Origin of the sequence: Sulfurimonas sp. (assembly GCF_014859695.1) — a bacterium.
Classification (GTDB): Bacteria; Campylobacterota; Campylobacteria; order Campylobacterales; family Sulfurimonadaceae; genus Sulfurimonas.
In genome coordinates this window covers 1-21,335 of sequence record NZ_JACUTS010000011.1, presented here as the reverse complement: position 1 = coordinate 21,335, position 21,335 = coordinate 1, and the positions used below count along the sequence as shown (strand labels likewise).

The 21,335-nt window shown below is 36.9% G+C and carries 22 protein-coding genes; 21 read left to right on the top strand and 1 reads right to left on the bottom strand.

Annotated elements, in window-relative coordinates:
* Nucleotides 1-43: 43 nt before the first annotated feature.
* Nucleotides 44-631, top strand: coding sequence for an RdgB/HAM1 family non-canonical purine NTP pyrophosphatase (gene rdgB / locus IBX42_RS03725; protein WP_294928997.1), 588 nt, complete (start codon nucleotides 44-46; stop codon nucleotides 629-631).
* Between the two features lie 164 nt (nucleotides 632-795).
* Here rdgB and IBX42_RS03720 read toward each other — a convergent pair whose 3' ends face one another.
* Nucleotides 796-1,566, bottom strand: coding sequence for an undecaprenyl-diphosphate phosphatase (locus IBX42_RS03720; RefSeq protein WP_294928994.1), 771 nt, complete (start codon nucleotides 1,564-1,566; stop codon nucleotides 796-798).
* 125 nt (nucleotides 1,567-1,691) lie between these two features.
* Here IBX42_RS03720 and IBX42_RS03715 point away from each other — a divergent pair, with 125 nt between their 5' ends.
* The 20 genes from IBX42_RS03715 to IBX42_RS12570 all read left to right on the top strand — a co-directional run.
* A complete protein-coding gene (locus IBX42_RS03715) occupies nucleotides 1,692-2,804 on the top strand; it encodes an aminotransferase class V-fold PLP-dependent enzyme (RefSeq protein WP_294928992.1) in 1,113 nt (370 codons plus the stop codon).
* A complete protein-coding gene (locus IBX42_RS03710; protein ID WP_294928989.1) occupies nucleotides 2,805-3,653 on the top strand; it encodes an ATP phosphoribosyltransferase regulatory subunit in 849 nt (282 codons plus the stop codon).
* Between the two features lie 80 nt (nucleotides 3,654-3,733).
* The gene (locus IBX42_RS03705) at nucleotides 3,734-4,993 is read left to right on the top strand and encodes an adenylosuccinate synthase (RefSeq protein WP_294928986.1); all 1,260 of its coding nucleotides are present in this window, start codon (nucleotides 3,734-3,736) and stop codon (nucleotides 4,991-4,993) included.
* 209 nt (nucleotides 4,994-5,202) lie between these two features.
* The gene (locus tag IBX42_RS03700; RefSeq protein ID WP_294928983.1) at nucleotides 5,203-5,622 is read left to right on the top strand and encodes a flagellar export protein FliJ; all 420 of its coding nucleotides are present in this window, start codon (nucleotides 5,203-5,205) and stop codon (nucleotides 5,620-5,622) included.
* Nucleotides 5,619-6,131, top strand: a complete 513-nt coding sequence (locus IBX42_RS03695; RefSeq protein ID WP_294928980.1) for a PDP protein — start codon at nucleotides 5,619-5,621, stop codon at nucleotides 6,129-6,131. The genes IBX42_RS03700 and IBX42_RS03695 overlap by 4 nt, the downstream gene beginning before the upstream one ends.
* A 59-nt stretch (nucleotides 6,132-6,190) precedes the next feature.
* The gene (locus IBX42_RS03690; protein WP_294928977.1) at nucleotides 6,191-8,056 is read left to right on the top strand and encodes a bifunctional diguanylate cyclase/phosphodiesterase; all 1,866 of its coding nucleotides are present in this window, start codon (nucleotides 6,191-6,193) and stop codon (nucleotides 8,054-8,056) included.
* Between the two features lie 104 nt (nucleotides 8,057-8,160).
* The gene (locus IBX42_RS03685) at nucleotides 8,161-8,712 is read left to right on the top strand and encodes a DUF507 family protein (RefSeq protein ID WP_294928974.1); all 552 of its coding nucleotides are present in this window, start codon (nucleotides 8,161-8,163) and stop codon (nucleotides 8,710-8,712) included.
* A gap of 14 nt (nucleotides 8,713-8,726) precedes the next feature.
* Entirely contained in the window at nucleotides 8,727-9,854 is a 1,128-nt protein-coding gene (gene carA / locus IBX42_RS03680; RefSeq protein ID WP_294929047.1) for a glutamine-hydrolyzing carbamoyl-phosphate synthase small subunit, read from the top strand.
* A 217-nt stretch (nucleotides 9,855-10,071) separates the two neighbouring features.
* On the top strand, nucleotides 10,072-11,565 hold the full coding sequence (gene ccoN, locus IBX42_RS03675; protein WP_294928971.1) for a cytochrome-c oxidase, cbb3-type subunit I: 1,494 nt from the start codon (nucleotides 10,072-10,074) through the stop codon (nucleotides 11,563-11,565).
* 15 nt (nucleotides 11,566-11,580) lie between these two features.
* A complete protein-coding gene (gene ccoO, locus IBX42_RS03670; protein ID WP_294928969.1) occupies nucleotides 11,581-12,273 on the top strand; it encodes a cytochrome-c oxidase, cbb3-type subunit II in 693 nt (230 codons plus the stop codon).
* A 9-nt stretch (nucleotides 12,274-12,282) separates the two neighbouring features.
* Complete coding sequence (locus IBX42_RS03665) at nucleotides 12,283-12,519, top strand: cytochrome c oxidase, cbb3-type, CcoQ subunit (RefSeq protein ID WP_294928967.1); 237 nt, start codon at nucleotides 12,283-12,285, stop codon at nucleotides 12,517-12,519.
* Complete coding sequence (locus IBX42_RS03660; protein ID WP_294928964.1) at nucleotides 12,516-13,442, top strand: c-type cytochrome; 927 nt, start codon at nucleotides 12,516-12,518, stop codon at nucleotides 13,440-13,442. Before IBX42_RS03665 ends, IBX42_RS03660 begins: the two co-directional genes overlap by 4 nt.
* Before the next feature lie 10 nt (nucleotides 13,443-13,452).
* Nucleotides 13,453-13,662 carry a DUF4006 family protein gene (locus tag IBX42_RS03655; RefSeq protein ID WP_294928961.1) on the top strand — a complete coding sequence of 70 codons (210 nt, stop codon included), beginning with the start codon at nucleotides 13,453-13,455 and terminating at the stop codon, nucleotides 13,660-13,662.
* Nucleotides 13,663-13,771: 109 nt separating this feature from the next.
* Nucleotides 13,772-14,464 carry a 3-dehydroquinate dehydratase gene (locus IBX42_RS03650; RefSeq protein ID WP_294928958.1) on the top strand — a complete coding sequence of 231 codons (693 nt, stop codon included), beginning with the start codon at nucleotides 13,772-13,774 and terminating at the stop codon, nucleotides 14,462-14,464.
* Complete coding sequence (locus tag IBX42_RS03645) at nucleotides 14,445-14,951, top strand: FixH family protein (protein ID WP_294928955.1); 507 nt, start codon at nucleotides 14,445-14,447, stop codon at nucleotides 14,949-14,951. The genes IBX42_RS03650 and IBX42_RS03645 overlap by 20 nt, the downstream gene beginning before the upstream one ends.
* A 14-nt stretch (nucleotides 14,952-14,965) precedes the next feature.
* Complete coding sequence (locus IBX42_RS03640) at nucleotides 14,966-17,311, top strand: PD-(D/E)XK nuclease family protein (RefSeq protein ID WP_294928952.1); 2,346 nt, start codon at nucleotides 14,966-14,968, stop codon at nucleotides 17,309-17,311.
* Between the two features lie 236 nt (nucleotides 17,312-17,547).
* Nucleotides 17,548-18,696, top strand: coding sequence for an ATP-binding protein (locus IBX42_RS03635; protein ID WP_294928948.1), 1,149 nt, complete (start codon nucleotides 17,548-17,550; stop codon nucleotides 18,694-18,696).
* 9 nt (nucleotides 18,697-18,705) lie between these two features.
* Nucleotides 18,706-19,716 (top strand): FRG domain-containing protein, encoded by a 1,011-nt coding sequence (locus IBX42_RS03630; RefSeq protein WP_294928945.1) that lies wholly within the window; start codon nucleotides 18,706-18,708, stop codon nucleotides 19,714-19,716.
* On the top strand, nucleotides 19,713-21,155 hold the full coding sequence (locus tag IBX42_RS03625) for a pentapeptide repeat-containing protein (protein ID WP_294928942.1): 1,443 nt from the start codon (nucleotides 19,713-19,715) through the stop codon (nucleotides 21,153-21,155). Before IBX42_RS03630 ends, IBX42_RS03625 begins: the two co-directional genes overlap by 4 nt.
* Nucleotides 21,156-21,238: 83 nt before the next feature.
* On the top strand, nucleotides 21,239-21,335 hold a 97-nt coding region (locus IBX42_RS12570), incomplete at its 3' end, for a VF530 family DNA-binding protein (protein ID WP_365943300.1).

Sequence of the window (21,335 nt, the reverse complement as noted above, 5' to 3'; positions counted from 1 at the left end):
AATCAAAAAAACTTATGTTTAAAGTAATTTGCAAGGATGTTATGTGAAGTTGGTACTGGCTACTTCCAATAAGGGGAAAGTAAGAGAGATAAAAGCGCTTTGTGAAGATTTTGAGGTAGTTCCTTACAGCGAACTTATTGATGAGTTCGAGATTGTAGAAGATGGAGATGACTTTAAAGAGAATGCTCTTATAAAAGCAAGAGCTGTTTTTAAAGCCCTGAATGATAAAGATGTAATAGTCTTGGCAGACGACAGCGGAATAAGCGTTGATATTCTTGGCGGGGAACCGGGAATTTACAGTGCAAGATACGCAGGAGCGGATGCAACGGATAAGGACAATCTGTATAAACTCATAGATGCTCTAAAAACAAAAGGGGTAGAGAGTTCACCGGCGCACTACACTGCCGCTATAGCAATAGTAACAAAAGAGGGCGAATACTCCGTTCACGGCTGGATGTACGGAAATGCAATAAACAGGGCTATAGGGGAGGGCGGTTTTGGATACGACCCTATGTTTGTTCCGCTTGGATACGACAAGACCTTAGGCGAGCTGGACGATGAGACAAAAAAGAGCATCTCTCATCGCGCAAAAGCACTAAGTTTGGCAAAAGTAATTCTACAGACTTTCTAAAAGTCTAGAGAACTTTCAGACTTAGCCTATAAAGAGCATCTTCCATTTTAGTTAAAAAAGTCTCCAGTTTAGAGTTATATATAAGTAAAGTACGCATCTAGTTCCCCTATAAATTATAACCCCCATAAGCAAATGTTATTCCCGAGTTACAATAGAGGCAAAATCTAGTTGAACATAAACAGTAGAAAAACTCCAAAAACTATTCTATAAACTCCAAAAGAGACAAAGGTAAATTTTTCTAAAAATTTTAAAAAGAGTTTTATTGTGAGGTATGCGACAACAAAAGAGGTGACAAACCCGATTGCTAGAACAATGATATTTGTTTGTGTAAAATCTTCATAATGTTTCAGTAAGTCGTAAGCGGCAACTGCAGCCATGACAGGAAAAGCAAGCAGAAAGCTAAACTCTGCACTTGCCTTTCTGCTTAGACCTACAAGAAGTGCACCGATGATGGTTGAACCCGCTCTGCTGGTTCCGGGGATAAGAGCAAAGACTTGAGCAAAACCTATTATCATGGACTGCTTGAGTGTTATTTTTTCTACGTCATGGATTGTTTGTTTATCTTCATGTACAAAAAATTTCTCTACAATCAAAAATATCACTCCTCCTATTATAAACATAATAGCGACTATATTTATGCTAAAGAGCTCCTTTATCTGGGAGGAGAAGATGAAGCCTATAATAGCCAAAGGAAGAAAAGCTACAAAAACCTTTATCCAGAGATCTATCTTTTTGATAGTAAATTTATCTTTGTAGTTAAAGATTACGGCAAGAATTGCCGAGAATTGGATGATGACCTCATACGCCTTATTGACAGTATTTTGTTCAATCTCCAAAAATTTGCTTGCTACTATTAGGTGTCCTGTAGAGGAGATAGGCAAGAACTCCGTAAAACCCTGAATTATGCCTAAAATTATCGAATCATATACCGTCATAAAAGCCTTTGTGTGATGAGAAGTTTAGAAACTTTGCTGCAATTCTAGCATAAAACTAAAGTAAGGCTTTAAGTTATTTGGATATAATGCGAGGTTTTAAATTATAATTTATTAGGAACTTTTATATGTTACTTTTCACGCCCGGACCTACTCCGGTACCTCAAAATGTTCGTAATGCCATGAGTGATGAGACGATGCACCATCGTACTCCGGAATTTGAGGCTATTTTTGAAAAAACAAGAAAATATCTTTTTGAGCTCTTTAAAAGTGATGAAGTCGTTATGCTTGCCTCAAGCGGAACAGGCGCCATGGAAGCGGCTGTTATAAACCTCTCTCACAATACGCTCTTAAATATAAACTCAGGAAAGTTCGGAGAGAGATTTGGCAAAATTGCCACGGCTCATGGACTTGGAAATATCGAGATTAAAAACGAGTGGGATACTCCCGTAAGTGTTGAAGCTGTTGTAGAAGCTGTTAAAAACAACTCAAACATTGATGCTATTGCAGTTCAAATTAGCGAATCGGCAGGCGGCTTACGTCACCCTGTAGAGGCGATTGCAAAGGCTGTTAAAGAGATTAATCCAAATATTATGATTATAGCTGACGGCATTACTGCTGTGGGTGTTGAAGCGATTGACGTGACAAATATCGACTGTCTAATCGCTGGAAGCCAAAAAGCACTTATGCTTCCTCCCGGACTTGCAATTTTGGGTCTTAGCAATGCTGCGATAGAGAAGATAGGCAAAGGAAAAGGGTACTACTTCAACCTTGCAACAGAGATAAAATCTCAAAGAAAAAACACTACTGCATGGACGGCGGCTACAACTCTTACTATCGGTCTTTTGGAGATACTAGAGACGATTGAGAAAAACGGCGGTCTAGAGAAGCTCTACGAAGAGACTGCGGTAAGAGCCGACGCCGTTAAATCTGCGCTTGAAGCCTTGGGTCTGCATATCTATCCAAAAATGCCGGCACTCTCCATGACAACGGTAGACGATGAGAACGCATCGCAAATCAGAAAAATGCTTAAAAATGATTTTGGCGTAAATGTTGCGGGCGGACAAGACCATTTGGATGGTAAGATTTTTCGTATAAACCAGATGGGATTGATTGCTCCCTATGAGATTGCATGGGTTGTAAACTCCATTGAGCTCTCTCTTGCAAAACTCGGTCGCAGACCTTATGATGGAACTGCAAACAGAGTATTTAATGAAAAATATTTCAAAGTAGGTGTGTAGATGATTTTAGAGCATGAGATTCCTAGCGGTTCAAAACTCTACTTTGGCAATAGCGCTAAGATAAAAAGAGAGATAGAAAAAGTTGCTAGCGATATCTTGTACTCTAAAGGGTTTGAAGAGATTGTTACTCCGATATTTTCATATCATCAGCATAAAAGTATTGCCGATGAGAGAGAGCTTATCAAAGTCAACGATGAGAAGAACAACTCCATCTCGCTTAGAGCCGACTCAACCATAGATGTCGTGCGAATCATAGAGAAGAGACTTGGGCGCAATACAGAACATAAAAAATGGTTCTATATTCAGAGTGTTTTTCGTTACCCTACGGATGAGCAGTACCAGATAGGTGTTGAGTTTATGGGTGAGAGCAAACTTTCATCGGTTTTAAACATAGCGGTAGAGATTTTTGATGCACTCGAAGTTAAGCCACTTGTTCAGATTTCAAATATGATGATACCAAAACTTTTAGTTTCAATGTTTGATGAACTGACACTTGAAGATTTTCGCCATGTAAATATAGAGAAGTTTTTAAATCTAAGAGTTGATTGGCTGGAGAAACTTGTCTACCTTCAACATGAACATCAAGTAGATGAACTGCTTGAGATAGTTCCCCCTGAGATAAAAGCGGAACTTCAAAAAATGAAAAATCTATGCGGTGCACTCTCTTGCCAAAACAGCGTATTGGCACCGATGTACTATGCAAAAATGCTCTACTATGATGAGCTCTTCTTTAGAGTGATAGATAAAAATGAAGTATATGCAAGAGGTGGAAGATATAAAAATTCAGAGCTAAGTTCTGTGGGTTTTGCAATCTATACAGATGTGTTAATAGAAACAAAAGCGAAGTAAAAGAGGTAAAATGATAAGAATTCAGAGTGGAAAGTGCCATATGATAGCACTTCTAAAAGTTCAATGCAGGGAGGCACTAAATGCCGAGTCGTAAAGCAGATTTAATAGTTGGTATACAGTGGGGCGACGAGGGCAAAGGCAAGATTGTAGATAGGCTTGCATGTGAGTATGATATGGTTTGCAGAAGCCAAGGCGGGCATAATGCAGGGCATACTATATGGGTTGATGGCACAAAGCATGCGCTTCACCTTATTCCCTCCGGTGTACTAAACCCAAAGGCAATTAATATTGTCGGAAACGGAGTTGTTCTCTCTCCTGAGTCTATTATTAAAGAGATGGAGCAGTTTGAGGGTTTAGAAGGACGTCTTTTTATCTCCGATAAAGCTCATCTAAATCTTCGCTACCATGCCATGATAGACCAAGCTAGAGAGAAGCTAAAAGGCGAAAAAGCTATCGGTACGACAGGCAAGGGAATCGGTCCTGCTTACTCTGACAAGATTAACCGCATAGGTGTGAGAGTGGGCGAACTTCTAAATCCTGCAAAACTTTGCGGCTCGATTATGGCTTATTTTGAGCAAAATAGAGAGATGTTTGATATTTTAAAAATCCAAACACCAAACGAAGCTGAGCTTTTAAGTGAACTTGAGGGGTATAAAAAAAGACTTGCTCCTTTTATCACAGATACGACGCAGATGATTTGGAGAGCGCTTGATGAAGAGAACAAGAGAGTTCTGCTTGAGGGTGCTCAGGGTACGATGCTAGACATTGATCATGGAACATACCCGTATGTTACTTCAAGCTCAACCGTGAGTGCCGGTGCATGTACCGGTCTTGGCATCAATGCTAAAGATATAGGTAAAGTAACAGGCATCGTAAAAGCGTACTGCACGCGCGTCGGCAACGGTCCTTTTCCAAGTGAAGATTTGGGTGAAGAGGGCAAAAGACTGGGTAAGCAGGGGCATGAGTTTGGAACAACAACAGGTCGTGCTAGAAGATGCGGCTGGTTTGATGCGGTTGCATGTAGATATGCAAGCCGCCTAAACGGTTGTGATGAGTTGGCACTTATGAAGCTGGATGTCCTTGATGGATTTGAAGAGGTCAAAATCTGTGTCGCCTATGAACTGGACGGCGTAGAGATAGATTATCTCCCTCAAAATCTAGAAGATGTAACACCGATTTATAAATCATTTAAAGGCTGGAGAGGTTCTGCCGGGGCTAGAAGATTTGAAGATTTGCCACAAGAAGCGCAAGAGTATGTTAAACTGATTGAAGAGATTACAAAAACAAAAGTAGGTATAATTTCTACATCTCCCGAGAGAGAAGATACGATAATCTTATAAGTAAAATCTGAAATCACACTAGTGTGATGGGCTTCCTGCCGAAGTAGTCGTAAGACTTTCTGTGAGAAAACCCAGCGTTCAGAAAAAAATTTAGTTTTTTTCTAAGTCATGCTTTAGCATAGAAGCGTAGCTATCGGAATTACTTCCGATTGCGTTATAATACAAAAGAAGGTTCCCTTCATTTTATGAAATAAAATTAAGGAAAGATTGTGAAGACTCGCTTTACTCCATTGGTCAAGTTTAAAAAAAACAGGATGCAAAAGAGTGAACAGTCTTTACAAAAAGCTAACGCTAACCTAAACAGCGCTGCTATTGCGCTGGAGTTGTCTTACAACTCGCTTGAGGACGTTGAACCGCCAAAGAGCGGTAAGATGAGCGATATGCTCGCTTCAAGAGTTTTGCTTGGATCTCAAAGAGAGCTCATACTTCATAACAAAGAGTGGGTTTCATTTGCTTCAAATCAGGTCACTCAAGCAAAAAAGCAACTAAAAGTCGATATGATGGAACATGAAAAATTTCAATACTTAGAACTTCAAGAGATAAAACAAGAGCTTAATAAGAGAAAAGTAGCAGAGGCAAAAAATCTGGATGAAATTGCTTTGATGGCTTATAACGGGAAGAAAAAATGATAAAACTATTCACAGCTCTTTTTTTTACTTTAGCAACTTTGAGTGCGCTAGAGACCAGCGATAAACTTTTTGAGTGTACGGAGATATTTAAAGCAAGAAAGAGCGAACTTCTTGTAGAGCTTGAGAGAATAGATGAGCAAAAACAGGCTCTTAGCGCGCTAAAGACGGCAACGGAAGAGCTGCTCAAAAAAAGAGAAGTAACGGTTTCTCAAGATGAAGAGGTGGTTGAGAAAAAATTGGCAGAAATCTCAACTAAAGAGAATACGATAAAAAAAATGCTCAAAAAAAATGAAGAGATTTTAAAAGAGATAAAAGATGTCAAGATGGACAAAATGTCCGAGACTTTTGCAAAAATGAAAGCGGCAAGCGCGGCAAGCGTACTCTCAGAGATGGAGCCCCAAGATGCCGCAGCTATACTTACTTCTTTAAAACCAAAAACAGTCGGAACTATTTTGAGTAAAATGGATGCAAAAAGAGCATCGGAATTGACTTTGCTGTTATCAAAATAATTAATATTAAGAAATCTTAGTTAGAATTGATTGAGAGCAATTAGGTGTAAGGGTTTTTAGTGCTTAAAAATATTAGTTTTTACGATTTTATGCATAGACAAATCCTCGTACTAATAGCACTTTTTTCTACAACGGCTTTCTCCTATGTAATATTTGGCATAGTATATGAATCATATTTTATAGAAATATTGTGGTACCTCTTAGTCCTCGGTGTTTCATACTGGGGGTATATTCTCTATAGGGCATACGCTGATAACGAGTATACGATTAAACAAAAAGAGGAGTGGCTAAGCAAGGTAAGATATTTTATCTTTTTCTACTTCTCGACATGGACGATAATGTTTCTGGTCTATATCGCCCGAGATAATTTACAACTTCATTATCTGGCAATTTTTACCCAGCTCGGCGTCTCTGTAGTTGCCACCACCATTCTTGTTTCAGAAAAAAAGTTGGCAGTTTTAATCCTTATCTCGTCAATGTTTCCAATTACAATTTACCTTATTTTTATAGGAGAGTTCTACTCTTATGTAATAGCCATACTTACGCTTGTTCTTGCATGGGTTCTCTTATACGGTTCAAGAAATACATATAACTATCTAATAAAAAATCATGCGCAGGCATACAGAGATTACCTGACGAAACTTGGGAACAGACGCCACTTTATAGATTTGCTTGAAGACGCTATAAAAATTCAAAAAAGTAGCAATAAATATATGTATCTTATACTTATTGATTTAGATCACTTCAAAACTATTAACGATGCATTGGGGCATGATATAGGCGATAAATTGCTTATAGAGGTCTCAGAGAGGATGCAAAATCTTACAAAAGAGCATAACGGAAATATCTCCAGGCTCGGCGGTGATGAGTTTTGCATACTCAGTGCTGAATTTAAAACAAAAGACGAGTGCATTGCAGATGCAGAAATTTTTGCAAAAGAGTTGCTAAATAGCATAAAACAAACATATATTATAGATGATCATTATCTCTACATTAGTGCCAGCCTTGGCGCAAGCATTATTGACAAGCCAACGCTCAGCGCCGCTACGCTGATTAAAGAGGCCGATATTGCCATGTATGAAGCAAAGGCAAAAGGCAGAGACAGTGTTATTATGTTTAACAATGAGCTCTCCATCAGAATAGAGAGAAAGCTTTCAGTTGAGAGGCTTTTGCACTTTGCCATTGAAAATAGAGAAATAACACTTGTGTACCAGCCTCAGTTAAATTTTAAAGGCAAGGTAATAGGGTGTGAAGTTCTTGCTCGCTGGAGCAGTGAACAGCTTGGTTTTATTTCTCCAGATGAATTTATACCTATTTCAGAGGAGACGGGCATTATTATAGAGCTTGGCTACTTTATTCTCCAAGAGGCGTTTAAAACATTTAAAGAGTGGCATGAAAAAGGTATAGAACTTGAACAGTTCTCCATTAACATAAGCATGAGACAGATATTTCACACAACATTTATAGATGATGTAGAGAAACTCTGCAAAGAGTATCTAAGTGATGAGCTAAGGTCAAAAATAGTCTTTGAGATGACTGAGACAAGTGTTGCTGAGGATGTGAGCATTATCATTAAAAAGATGAACAGGCTAAAAAAATGTGGTATTCGTTTCTCCATGGACGATTTTGGTACCGGATACTCATCCCTTAGCTATCTGAGTCAAATCCCTATAGATGAGCTAAAGATAGATAAATCGTTTATATTTGAGTTGAATAATTCAATCGATAGTACAAATATGGTAAAAACCATACTAAATATTGCCAAAAATTTAAACCTAAAGATTGTTGCAGAGGGCGTAGAGACAGAGTTGCAAAAAGAGTTTTTAATCAAAGAGTGTTGTGATATATTGCAAGGCTACTACTTCTCTAAGCCATTAACCAAAGATATGTTTGAAGAGTATTTTGGCGTAAACTCAAGAAGCTAGAAAAGCTTGGCACACTTTTGTCAAAATAACCTTTTTCTAATCGTAAACTAACCTTACTTATTGTAAAATACAAAAATTTAATTCTGAACAAATAAGGTCCGTCGATGAAAATATCACTTAAAACTATACCTCATATAGCCAATAAGATCGCAATTGATTTAAATAAAAGTGGTGTTGTTACGATGACAAAGGGTCTTGAGAACGTTGCAAAAGAGGCCGAGAAGATATTAGTACATGATGTCAAGCAGGAGATGGCTCTTGAAGAGAAGGTGCATGAGATATGTGAAGAAAATGAAGAGGAGATAGAGTTTAATCTCGTCGATGAGAGACAGCTCTTTTTTATGATTAAAAAGAAATTAGCTCCGGAGTTCGGCGTGCTTTTGAATTATGAGGAGAGATACTCTGATCTCTCACACAAAATTCTAGATGAGCTTTATGAAGAGGATTTAATCCACTTTGATGTGACGGAAAATCGTATAAAAAATATTATTTATAATGCAATCACATCATTTATTACGGAAGCTTCTGAACTTGATACTATCATCATGGATAAAATCAGAACATATAAAAAAAGATATATTCCCGGAACTGATGAATTTGATATTTTATATGAAAAGCTTTATAAAGAAGAGCTTTCAAAAAGAGGCATGGAGTAGTGAACATGAGTAGTTTGAAAAAAGCTTGGTTATATTTTGAAAATGGAACTTTTTTAGAAGCAAACAGTTTCGGCACTGAGGGCAACGTAGTGGGAGAGGTTGTTTTTAACGTCTCTATGAGCGGATATCAAGAGATAGTCTCAGACCCCTCTTATGCAGGACAGTTTGTGACATTTACTATGCCTGAGATAGGCAATGTGGGAGTCAACTCTCAAGACATGGAGAGCAGTGCTGCCCATGCAAAGGGAGTGATTGTTAGAAAATATCAAGAGAGATACTCTAACTTTAGAGCAGAGGGTTCGCTTGCCGATTTTTTAAAAGAGCAAAATGTTATGGGTATTTGCGACATTGACACAAGATATATAACAAAGATGTTAAGACGCGAAGGCGCTATGATGATGGTTGCTTCAACAGAGATAAGCGACAAAGAGGAGCTTAAAAAGATTTTAGAAAATAGCCCTAGAATAGAAAATGTCAACTATATAGAGCAGGTCAGCACGAAAACTCCATATATGCATACACAGTCCGTTTATGATGATAGAGAGTTTGAGTATAATGCAGCGCCGCAGCCCGAAGCAAATATAGTAGTTTTGGATTTTGGCGTAAAGAGAAATATTTTAAACGAGCTAGTGGGTGCGAAGATGGGTGTTGAGGTTATTCCAAATGACTTTAGCGCGCAAAACCTTATAGATAGATACAACAAAAAAGAGATTGACGGTGTTTTCCTCTCAAACGGCCCAGGCGATCCATTGGTTCTTAAGCATGAGCAAGAGCAGATAAAAAAGCTAATAGACGCAAAAGTACCTATGTTTGGAATATGTTTGGGGCATCAGCTTCTCTCAATCGCTCATGGATACGATACATACAAGCTCAAGTTTGGTCACCATGGCGGAAATCAGCCGGTTAAAAATATAAAAACAGGGCTTGTTGAGATTACGGCTCAAAATCACAACTACAATGTTGCAGAGAATATTGTAGAGGTTGCAGAGATTACGCATATGAATCTTTTTGACAATACGATTGAGGGACTAAAATACAAAAATGCCCCAATTTTTTCAGTGCAGCATCACCCCGAAGCAAGTCCTGGACCAAAAGAGAGCAGATATATCTTCAATGAGTTCTTATCTTTGATAAAAAGATAAGGATTCGTCCGTCCAAATCCTTCATATAACAGCAAATTGTTAATTTTACGTTAATTGTAAACAAATAATTAACAAATTTGCAAAGTTTGTCAAAAAGTTGTCATTATTTAAGAAATTTTAAACATTTATACTGTTATTATACTACCTGTTAATTAGTTTAATAAATTTAGCTTAATTTAATAGACTTAATTGCTTTGAATCTTTAAGGAGGCTATATATGGAGAATCGTCCATTAGAGTACGACTATACAGTTGCAAAGATGTTCATGTTTACAACAATTGTTTTAGGAATTGTTGGTATGCTCATCGGTGTAATTTTAGCGTTTCAGCTTGCTTTTCCAGGGGTTAACTTAATTCTTGGAGAAGGCTTGGCTGAATACACTAACTTTAGTCGTCTTCGTCCGCTGCATACAGATGCGGTTATATTTGGTTTTACGCTAAGCGGTGTTTTTGCAACGTGGTATTATGTTGGTCAACGTGTTTTAAAAGTGTCAATGGCGGAGTCAAAGTTCTTGATGACTTTGGGCAAGATACACTTCTGGCTCTATTTGGTTGTTGTTACAGCAGCTGTCGTTTCGCTTTTTGCGGGTGTTACATCTTCAAAAGAGTATGCGGAGTTTGAGTGGCCGATTGATATTGGAGTTGTAGTTGTATGGGTTATCTGGGGTATGGGTCTTTTCGGTCTTATCGGTATACGCCGTGAAAAATCACTCTATATCTCTATTTGGTACTATATTGCTACATTCTTAGGTATAGCTATGCTTTATCTTTTTAACAATATGGCTATTCCTACAATGCTTGGAGCATCGGCTGCAGGTGAATCTGGCATAGGTGCATGGTATCACTCTGTTTCTATGTACGCAGGTACAAATGATGCGTTAGTTCAGTGGTGGTACGGGCATAATGCAGTTGCATTTGGTTTTACGGTTCCTATTGTTGCTATGATCTACTACTTTTTACCAAAAGAGTCTGGTCAGGCAATCTACTCATATAAACTCTCACTTCTCTCTTTCTGGGGACTAATGTTTGTTTATCTATGGGCTGGCGGGCACCACCTTTTGTATTCAACCGTTCCGGATTGGATGCAGACAATGGGCTCAATATTCTCCATAATATTGATTCTTCCGTCTTGGGGTTCGGCTATCAACATGCTTCTTACAATGAAGGGTGAGTGGCAACAAGTTGCGGCTTCTCCGTTGATTAAGTTTATGATTTTAGCTTCGACTTTTTATATGTTCTCAACATTAGAGGGTCCTATTCAAGCGATTAAATCAGTTAATGCGATAGCACACTTTACCGACTGGATTGTTGGTCACGTTCATGATGGTGTTCTTGGTTGGGTAGGCTTTATGATTATGGCTGCGCTTTACCATATGGCTCCGCGTGTATTTAAACGTGAGATTTACTCTAAGTCTTTAATGGTTGCGCAGTTCTGGATCCAAACACTGGGTGTTGTTCTATACTTCACTTCTATGTGGATTGCAGGTATTACGCAGGGTATGATGTGGCGTGCGCATGATGAGTTTGGTAACTTAGCATACTCATTTATTGATACGGTTACTGTTTTACATCCTTACTACACTATTCGTGGTATAGGTGGTCTACTCTATTTAGTTGGTTTCTTGATGTTTGCTTATAACATCTATAAAACTATGTCTGCTCGCCCTGTTGAAGAGCGTGAGCTACAAAATGCATCGCCTATGGGCGCGTAATAGAAAGGATTTAATATGTTTCATTGGTTAGAAAAACATCCGTTCTTTTTTGCGGTAGGTGTATTCGTAACAATTGCTTTTGCCGGTCTGGTTGAAATTCTTCCAAACTTTGCTCAAGCATCTCGTCCCGTAATCGGTACGGCTCCATACTCTACTTTAGAGCTGGCAGGTCGTCACGTTTATATTAAAAACAGCTGTAATGCATGTCACTCGCAGCTTGTTCGTCCGTTTAAATCAGAGACTGACCGCTACGGTCACTACTCTCTAAGCGGCGAGTATGCATATGACAGACCATTTTTATGGGGTTCAAAAAGAACTGGACCTGATTTGATGCGTGTTGGTAACTATAGAACTACCGACTGGCATGAAAATCATATGAAAGATCCTGCTTCTGTTGTTCCAGGCTCGATTATGCCTGCATACAAGTGGATGTTTGCAAATAAAGCAGATATTGATACTGCTTTTGCAGAGCAGTTGACGGTAGCACAATACTTCTCAGTTCCTTACAATGAGCCGGTACCTATGAGAGACGGTTCTAAAAAAATTGTTAAAATGGGCGCTAGTATAGCAGAAGCAAATGAGTTGGCACTCCAAGAGGCGAAGCTTATTGCAGCAGATATGAGAGATCAAGATGTCAAAGATGCTGTGGCACGTGGCGAGATTCCTGAGATAGTCGCATTAATTGCATATATGAATAGTCTTAAGTAGAGGTTTGTAGTGGATATAGCACAATTACAAGCATACGGATACTTTACATTAATAATATTGCTTGTCATAGCGTTGTATGGTTATATATACCATCTCTATACCAAGAAGAAAGATGTTGATGGAGTAGATTATGAGAGTTATAGTGATATGGCACTTAAAGACGACTTGGATGATGCTCCGGTGTCACCGAAGTCTGATGACAAAAGCACCCTTGAGGGTGCGCAGAGAAATAGGAGAGAGATATGAATAAGCTTTATCTTGGGGGAATCATATTTACTGCTTTGATGTTGATACTGACATATTTATCTGTCGGTGGATCAAAGGGCGGTTTAAATGATGATATTGTCAATGTACTTGCAGTTACGGGAGCGATTGCACTAGTAATAATTACTGTTTTCGTCGTAATCAAGTATGTACGTCAGATGCAGGTCGATACTGCATCCGGTGAGCTTGCGGATGAAAATTGGGATGGAATTGGCGAGTTTAAAAACAGTGTTCCGACCGGTTGGGCAGTTATGTTTTTACTTACTATGGTATGGGGAATGTGGTATTTTACAATCGGTTATCCGGTAAATGCATATTCACAAATCGGTGAGTACAACGAAGATGTTGCTGCGCACAATGCAAAATTTGAAGTAAAATATAAAGACATTACGGGCGATAAGCTTGTGGAGATGGGCGAATCTGTTTTCTTGGCAGAGTGTAAAGTTTGCCATGGTCTCAGTGCTGATGGTATTGACGGGAAAGCGGCTAATTTAAATATTAGAATGGATGAAGCATCAGTCAAGGCTGTTATTGAGAATGGTTCAAACAACCAACTTATAGGTTTTGAGATGCCGATGCCCGATCGCAATGGGTTAATGAATGCCAACACAGGCTATGCTCCTATAACCGATGCTGAAATAGATATAGTTTCTGCTTATGTCGCTAACGGTTTTAGCGGTAAGGGCGCGGATATATTTGCAGGTACTTGTGCATCTTGCCACGGAGAGGACGGTAGAGGTGTCGAGGGTTTAAGCCCAAATGTTAGAGAATTTGATATTGCATTGGTTAACAATGTTCTCACACATGGCAAAAAAGGCATAATCGGAGTTATGCCCAAATTTGACAGACTTAACGATAAGCAAAAAGAAGCTGTTGGCGCTTACATCGTTAACATAAGTAAATAAGGAGTCAGGGATGAATGATAACAGAAGTATATTTTCTCTCGACGGTATAACCGGCATGCTAATAGCAACTGTTTTGCTTTTAGTTATTTTGGTTGGATTAACAGCTTGGGCAATAAATGTTCAAAACACAAGTGCGACAAATTTTTATGATATTAAAGATGAGCATCTTATACAAATGAAGAGCGTTGATAACGCTAAGCATTTGGTAGATGTTAAGTAAGGAGTGTAGAATGGAAAAAATCATTTCATGGGGTCTGGTTATAATGGCTCTGTATACTCTTTACGCGGTTTTAACGCCAAATCATCTTTTTATCGGCTAGGAAATTTCTTTGAAGTTTTCAAGAGGGCTCGGTGCCCTCATACTAGCACTGCTTTTTAACACTTCTCTTTTTGCAAACTATTTATATAAAGATGAACTTATTTTTAATCCTGCGTTTAATGTAGAGGTTGAAAAACTTGGCTTAGAGCTACATCAAAAAACCGGAATATCTCTAAGGCTTGTAATGCTTAAAGAGTTGCCGCAGAAGATGAGTATAGTAGAGTATGAAAAAGAGCTGATGAAAGATTTTAGCGAGCCTACTATTTTGCTTACGTTTTCTGAAATGGACTCAAAAGTTGATATTTATGCAAACCAGACATCATTATATGAGTATTTTGATAAAAAACAGGTGTTAAGCCCTGTTTCATCATCCGTTCAAGCATTTGTTGTCGCACTTCTCAACATGGATTTTAGCGACATGAGCAGCGGCGGTACGATTTTGCCTCTGCTTGCTCAAAAAGCAAAAGAGGACGAGCTTTTAGGGAAGTATTCAGGTTCTATGTTTAACGGCTATGCAGATATTGCAGAGCAGATTGCCAAAAGCAAGGGAATTGTGCTAGAGAATGCAGTGGGCAGTGCAAATCAGACGAGCATTTTTCTTGTAAAAGTGTTGTTCTACGGTTTTATTTTTTATGGTATATTTCTTTACATTAAAAGAAAATTATATATTAGAAGGCAAAAAAATGAATCTAAGCAACGGTAGAATTTGGCCTTACTCGATTGCTGCTTCAATCATATTTATATTTGGCGCTTGTGTAGCTACGGTAATAGTTGCCAATACTCTTCCTGTTGAGAAAAGTGATACCTATATGATGGATTATCATGAAGCAAATGCAAAAGTAAACGATATCTTAGAATCTGCTATAGCATTTAACAAAAAGTATAAAATAGAGTATATAACAGATGGACTCAGTACGCAAAACAGCACTATAAAATATAGAGTTAGCGATATTGATTCTAACCCTGTAAATGATGCCCAAATAAAAGTTATTGTAACCAGACCAAACAACCATAAGCATGATCAAGAGTTAAGCAATCCAAAAATAGAAAACGGAGTCTACACTTTTGACTCGATTGAGCTTCCGCAAGAGGGAAGATGGGACGTTATGGCTAAAGTAGCGGTAGAGGAACTTCATAGATTTTACAACGTAAAAGCAGATACGAGAGCCAAGGAAATCATAGAATATTAGGTTATAATTAGCCTATGAATGAATCTTTGATTGTCCTCCCCTCGGCTCGCGCAATAAGACAAAAACTTCTCCATGTAGAGGGTTCTACCCTCTTTCTTCCAAACTATATTACTATGAGTGAATTTATCTCAAAGCTCTGTATGGTCGAAGATTTTAAGGCGCTCGATGAAGATGGCAGGATTTTGCTTCTGCTTGAGGCAAGCGACTTTAAAAATTTCACAAATCTTCAAATCCAGAGAAACTTTTTCACCTTTACAAAAAACTCATCCTACATATTTAAATTTTTTGAAGAGTTAAGTGCAGAGATGTACGACATAAAAGATTTGGCAACCTCGGACATCTACGGCGAGTATGAGGAGCATATAGCCATACTTGGGGAGCTATATGTAAGATATGAGGCACTCTGCAGGGAGCGGAAACTTCTAGATAGAATATTTCTGCCAAAACTCTACACTTTCAACAGAGCGTACATAAAAAAATATAAAAATATAGAGCTTCATGTTGATGGTCATTTGACAAACTTTGAGCTTGAACTTCTAGAGAAGTGCTGCGAGTTCAGCAGCATAAATATTCTCTTTAGTGCGAGCAGATTTAACACCAAGATGCAAAAAAAATTCTTATCTTTAGGCATAGGACTCGAGGCTGGAAACAGATATAAAATCTCGCTAAATACAAAAGAGATATTTCACAAACAGATGATAGAGCAAAACACTAAAGTGACATGTGAGTCCTTTAGCGAGCCTCTTTTGCAGGCGGCATTTGTCAAAAAAAAGATATATGACTTTGTGCAGATGGGCTACAGGGCTGAAAACATTGCAGTTATTTTGCCCGATGAGAAGTTTGCGCAGCTGCTTAAGAGTTTCGATACAAAATCAAACTTTAACTTTGCCATGGGAGAGCCGTTTAGCACAACCTCCATCTATGAGAAACTCGATGCGACATGCAGCTATATTGAGCAGGATTCTAAAGAGAATGAGGCGAGACTAGAGAGAGTCGGGGATGAGTTTTACGCTCCGCTTCGCTCAATCTATGCAAAAAAAAGCAAAGATACAGAGATATTAGAGTTTTTAAAGAGCTACAAAGAGAGTTTTTCTTCCAAAAGAGAGCTTAAGATTTTTAATGAGGAGCTTTACGGTCTTAAAAACATCCTCCCTTTTATGAGAGAGATGAGCGTGAAATCTCTGCTGCTTGTTTTCCTCCAAAGGCTCTCAAGCCGGACAATCGATGATGTAAGAGGCGGAAAGATAACCGTCATGGGTGTTTTAGAGACCCGCTCTGTTGAATTTGACGCGGTTGTGATAGTTGATTTTAGCGACAGTAACGTTCCTAAAAAAAGCGATAAAGATATGTTTTTAAACACACATGTAAGAGAGATGGCAAACCTGCCGACCATGAGCGACAGGGAAAATCTGCAAAAACATTACTATGAGATGCTTATAAACTCAAGCAAAGAGGTCGCAATCTCCTTTGTAAAATCCAAAGAGAGCAGCGCTTCAAGGTTTTTAAAACAGCTTGGCATAAAAGAGAGTAGCATCTACGGCGAAGACTCTTATGCCGGAGTGCTTTTTGCAAGCCCAGCGCCAAAAGTCAAAGAGGAAGAGGAGATAGTTTTAGAGTACAGTTTCAGGGGCAAAAACCTCTCAGCCACAAAACTAAAAACATTTCTTACATGCAAGAGAAAATATTACCACAAATATATAGAGCATATAGAGGGACATGAGATACCAAAAGATATGCCTAAAGAGTATGAAATCGGCTTGGATGTTCATGAAGCGCTAAAAGAGCTCTATGGCAAAAAAAGCTCTTATGACGACGTAGAGATGCTGAAAAAAGATCTGCATGCAGAGCTTGATAATGCGTGCGGAGAGAGTGAGCTTGAGAAGTACCTTATAGCTATGCAAAAGAGAAGAATGGAACTGTTTTGCGAAAACGAAGTAAAGAGATTTGCAAAGGGCTGGCAGGTATATAGATGTGAAGAGAAGATGCAGACAAGCTTCGCAGGAGTGACACTAGAGGGCGTAATAGACCGAATAGATAAATGTGCAAATGAGATAGCCGTACTTGACTACAAAACAGGCGCATATCCTCTCTACACTGAGAAAAACTTCACAGAGGCTACAGACTTCCAGCTGGAGTTCTACTATCTGCTGGCGGGCGGCTTAGGCAATATAACAGAGTGCGGATACTACGACCTAAAAGAGTCCAAAATAGTAGATGAACCGCTTTTAAAAGAGAAATTGGCACTTCTGGAGTCGCATGTGAATGATTTGCTAAACATAGAAGATGTAAACTTTAGCAAGTGTGAAGATGCGAAAAACTGCCTGTTTTGCGACTATAGAGTAATGTGCGGTAGGGAGTGATGTTTAATAATTGTCATTGCGAGCAAAGCCTCCTCGTCATTGTGAACGAAGTGAAGCAATCTCATGAAAGAATTTATAAAATTCTATAGCATAAGGGTATAAAATCTACCATCATAGAGGTAAAAAATGCTACCTTTGTATTTTAACTAAATATTTTCTATATAGAAAAAAACTATATAAGTATATTATATATAGTATAATACAAGCAATTTATATTTTTCCAACAAAGGATACCAATGTTTCAAAGTGGAAGCCCCGTAAAAGGAAAAGATTTTATAGATAGAAAAAAACATCTCCCACTTTTCAAATCATATCTTGATAACAATCAGCATATTATGATAAAAGCTCCTAGAAGATTTGGAAAAACATCGCTCATCAAGCATATGTTTGACTACGAAAAAGGTTATGATTTTATCTACATTGACATAAGACTGCATCACTCTCTAGATTCGTTGTCCAAACAAATAGTAGACAGTGCATATAGTTTTGTAAAGATTGAAAACTTCATCAGACAGACAAAAAACTCACTTTTAAAGCTTTTAAAATCTATCAAAACCATCTCCATTCCTGACATGGCAGAAGTGACTATTGATTTGGTTAGTAAAGAGAGTGACCCCATAGAGCTTTTTATCCACTCTTTAAACGTAGTAGATAGCATAGCGACCTCAAAAGGTGCAAATATCAAAGTTATATTTGATGAGTTTCAAGACATCACAAAACTCTATGACAAAAATATCCTAGAAGTGCTTCGTTCAGTTGCACAGCACCATGAAAATATTACATATGTTTTTTTAGGAAGCATCGAATCGATAATGACTGAAATCTTTGAGAGCAAAGCATCCCCATTTTTTCATTTTGCAAGTGTGATAAAGCTAGACGGTCTTGACGCTGATGAACTTTTTGACTACACCAAAACAGAGTTTGACAAACAAGGCATTGTCTATGACGCAGAGCTTTTGCGTAGCACCATAACTTTTTTAGAAGGTCATCCTGAGTACAGCGCAAAAGTACTCCAAACGCTTTACATAAACGCCATGTTAGAAAAAAAGCCCATAGATTACAGCTCCGCTCTTGAGGCTATAAGCTTTAGGGTAATAGAAAACAGAGCCTATCTTGACGAGCTTATAGCAAAACTTAAATCTAAAAAGCACCATTTTGAAGTGGTCTATGAAATGGCAAATAACCTTAGTCATGATGTGGATTCAGCCACACTTTACAACACTAGAGTATCACTAGAAAACATGGGACTTATAGCAAAACTGCAAAAAGGCGAGTACAAGATAGTAGATATATTTTTAAAAATCCTCTTGCAGCAACATGACGATAAAATGGTTGCACTTGAGGGAAGATTGGATATCGGGCTTGAGTATGATTATGAGAAATAAGGGAAAAATATGGAACCAATAACAAACTTTCTAAAAAAAATAGATGAGTACATAACTAAAGAATCCATAGATTTGCATAATTACGAAATATTTTATCGTGGTGAAAATAAATTTCATGAGTCGACAACTCCAAGTATATTCAGGGATGGTTTTTTAAAAAATGAGCACAAAATTTTTAGAGAACTTGAGCTGAGATATCCAAATATTTTTGATAATGCAAAAACTACAATTGACAAACTTTCTATTATGCAACACTATGGACTGCCTACGAGGTTGCTTGATTTTACCACAAATCCACTATTGGCACTTTATATGGCTGTTGACACAGATGATTATGCGAATTTTTGCTCAACTATCAAAATCGTTGCCATAAAAAAAAATAAAATAAAATACTACGATAGCGATGCAGTTTCTGTATTTGCAAATTTTTCAAAAATAGATGATAGTTTTAATGTTAATATTGTTGATAATTATTTCAACGATAATGGAAATATAGGAAAATATAACGTATGCAAAAGAATGGGTAAAAGAGGATTTTCATATATAAATTCATCAGAAAGTAAAAAATTAAATAAAAATTTAAAAAATGATTTAGGAAAATTGATAACTCAAAATAATCATGATTTACAATATTTACTTCATGAAATTAAAGGTGAAAAGCCTTATTTTCAAGATATGATTTGGATGGAACACTTAGATAAGTCAGTAGTATTTGTCAAGCCTAAACATAACTCTCAACGAATAATCAATCAAGCTGGATTGTTCGCAATATTTGGTTTAAATGATGGAAAAAAAGAAGCATTTTCTTTGGAAGAATGTGCAGATGATGAACATTTTAAACTGAATACTTTTAAGCTATGTGACTTTGGCGCAGAAGCTATGATGTGTGATAAAAGCTTTGCTGATTCCATTAGGAAAGCCTTAGGTACACTAGGTGTAACTATTGACAAAGTGTATCCTGAAATAGAATATTCAAGTCAGCATATCAAAAATGTATTTTCTAGTAAAGATGAAAAATGAAATTTTTTAGTTGTTTAAAATGTAATCAAGAATTTAAAAAAAATACTATTTTTGGTACTAAATTTAATTTATGTATCCTCCATTCTCTGAATAAAAACAAAGATAAATTTTGGCAACAAATTCAAAATGATTTAAATTTAAAATATACTTGTGAAAGAGGACAAGAAGAGTTAGATCACTATTATATTCAATATAATTCTATTGTTTTTCCAAAATTTCAAAAAGATTATGAAGATGACCGATATGACGCAACTTCAGAAATTAGCAATTTTTATTTTCTTCATGAAAGTTACCTCAACCATGATTGTGAACAAAGCCCAGAAGGTTATTATGTCGACAAGCTGATAGAAAAATGCCATATCGAATTTAATAACTGCACTTTCTTAGATGAGGTAAATCTACAACGGTACGAGTTTAAAGAATCTGTAATTTTTAACAACTGTACTTTTGAAAAAGAAGTGCACCTGAATGACTCACTTAATGCTTATATTGAATTTAGAAGTTGTGATTTTAAAGATCAAAAACTCAAGTTAAATGATAAAACTTTTTATAAATTATTTCATTTAATAGATTGCAACAATATAGCTTTACTGAATATGGAAAATATAAATTTTATGGATTCTGCATCATTTAGCCAAAGCAATTTAAAAAAAGTTAAATTTAATGAAGCTCGTTTTGGAGGTATGGCTATATTTGTCAAAACACATTTTTATGAAGATACAAAATTTAATTATTGTTTATTTGAGGAAAATGTATTTTTTAATGAAGCAATAGTACATAAAACAATTGATCTCAAAAATGCAATTTTTAAAAAAGAAGTGAATTTTTTAGATATGAAAAATGAGAATGAAAATGTCTTAAAAGCTAAAAATATTGAAAACCGTGAAACTGCTAGAATCATCAAACACTCTTTTGAAAAGCAAGACAATATTATTGAAGCTAATAAATTTTATGCGTTAGAGATGCACAAAAGAGATGAAGAGCTTTCAGAAATTAAAAAAGATAATTTTAAGGATTGGATTGTTTTTAAACTCCATAAAATTTCATCTAATCATTCGCAAGATTGGGTTTTGGTTTTGCTTTGGATAATTAATATTTCTTATGTTTACAAGTTTTTAAAAGATGGTTTTGTATATTTACCAGACAGAGTTTTATTTGCTGGTTTATTTGTAGCTTTTATAAGTATGTTTATTTTGATTTGTAAAAAATTTTTATTTATAAAAAAACTAAACTGCATAACAACTGCACATTTTATTACCATGATGCTCTTTTTATTATATAGTAGTATGACATTGGACAATATTTCAAATTTAATAAATCCATTTTCAATTATGACAACTGAAACAATAACGATTGATTTGCTTATTTTTAAAAGCGCAGTAGTATATCTTATCTACCAATTCATAGTTTCAATCAAACAAAACACCCGGAGAAAATAGATGTCAAACAACCAACTAAGAGTAATTTATCTAAATAGTATTCAGACATGTTTGAATAGTAAAAATACAACTAAAGGAAAAAAATGAGCGAAGAAGAAAAAAACAAAAACAATCCGTTGCATGGCGTCAATCTGCAGCATATTTTGGAAACTTTGGTTGAGCGTTACGGGTTTAAAGAGT

What these genes read in the sequence shown, in the direction of transcription:
- IBX42_RS03695 (WP_294928980.1), top strand. Translation starts at nt 5,619, where the DNA reads ATGATAAAACTATTCACAGCTCTTTTTTTTACTTTAGCAACTTTGAGT.
- IBX42_RS03625 (WP_294928942.1), top strand. Translation starts at nt 19,713, where the DNA reads ATGAAATTTTTTAGTTGTTTAAAATGTAATCAAGAATTTAAAAAAAAT.
- IBX42_RS03710 (WP_294928989.1), top strand. Translation starts at nt 2,805, where the DNA reads ATGATTTTAGAGCATGAGATTCCTAGCGGTTCAAAACTCTACTTTGGC.
- IBX42_RS03630 (WP_294928945.1), top strand. Translation starts at nt 18,706, where the DNA reads ATGGAACCAATAACAAACTTTCTAAAAAAAATAGATGAGTACATAACT.
- ccoN (WP_294928971.1), top strand. Translation starts at nt 10,072, where the DNA reads ATGGAGAATCGTCCATTAGAGTACGACTATACAGTTGCAAAGATGTTC.
- IBX42_RS03635 (WP_294928948.1), top strand. Translation starts at nt 17,548, where the DNA reads ATGTTTCAAAGTGGAAGCCCCGTAAAAGGAAAAGATTTTATAGATAGA.
- IBX42_RS03715 (WP_294928992.1), top strand. Translation starts at nt 1,692, where the DNA reads ATGTTACTTTTCACGCCCGGACCTACTCCGGTACCTCAAAATGTTCGT.
- ccoO (WP_294928969.1), top strand. Translation starts at nt 11,581, where the DNA reads ATGTTTCATTGGTTAGAAAAACATCCGTTCTTTTTTGCGGTAGGTGTA.
- IBX42_RS03705 (WP_294928986.1), top strand. Translation starts at nt 3,734, where the DNA reads ATGCCGAGTCGTAAAGCAGATTTAATAGTTGGTATACAGTGGGGCGAC.
- IBX42_RS03640 (WP_294928952.1), top strand. Translation starts at nt 14,966, where the DNA reads ATGAATGAATCTTTGATTGTCCTCCCCTCGGCTCGCGCAATAAGACAA.
- IBX42_RS03685 (WP_294928974.1), top strand. Translation starts at nt 8,161, where the DNA reads ATGAAAATATCACTTAAAACTATACCTCATATAGCCAATAAGATCGCA.
- IBX42_RS03645 (WP_294928955.1), top strand. Translation starts at nt 14,445, where the DNA reads ATGAATCTAAGCAACGGTAGAATTTGGCCTTACTCGATTGCTGCTTCA.
- IBX42_RS03660 (WP_294928964.1), top strand. Translation starts at nt 12,516, where the DNA reads ATGAATAAGCTTTATCTTGGGGGAATCATATTTACTGCTTTGATGTTG.
- IBX42_RS03720 (WP_294928994.1), bottom strand. Translation starts at nt 1,566, where the DNA reads ATGACGGTATATGATTCGATAATTTTAGGCATAATTCAGGGTTTTACG.
- IBX42_RS03655 (WP_294928961.1), top strand. Translation starts at nt 13,453, where the DNA reads ATGAATGATAACAGAAGTATATTTTCTCTCGACGGTATAACCGGCATG.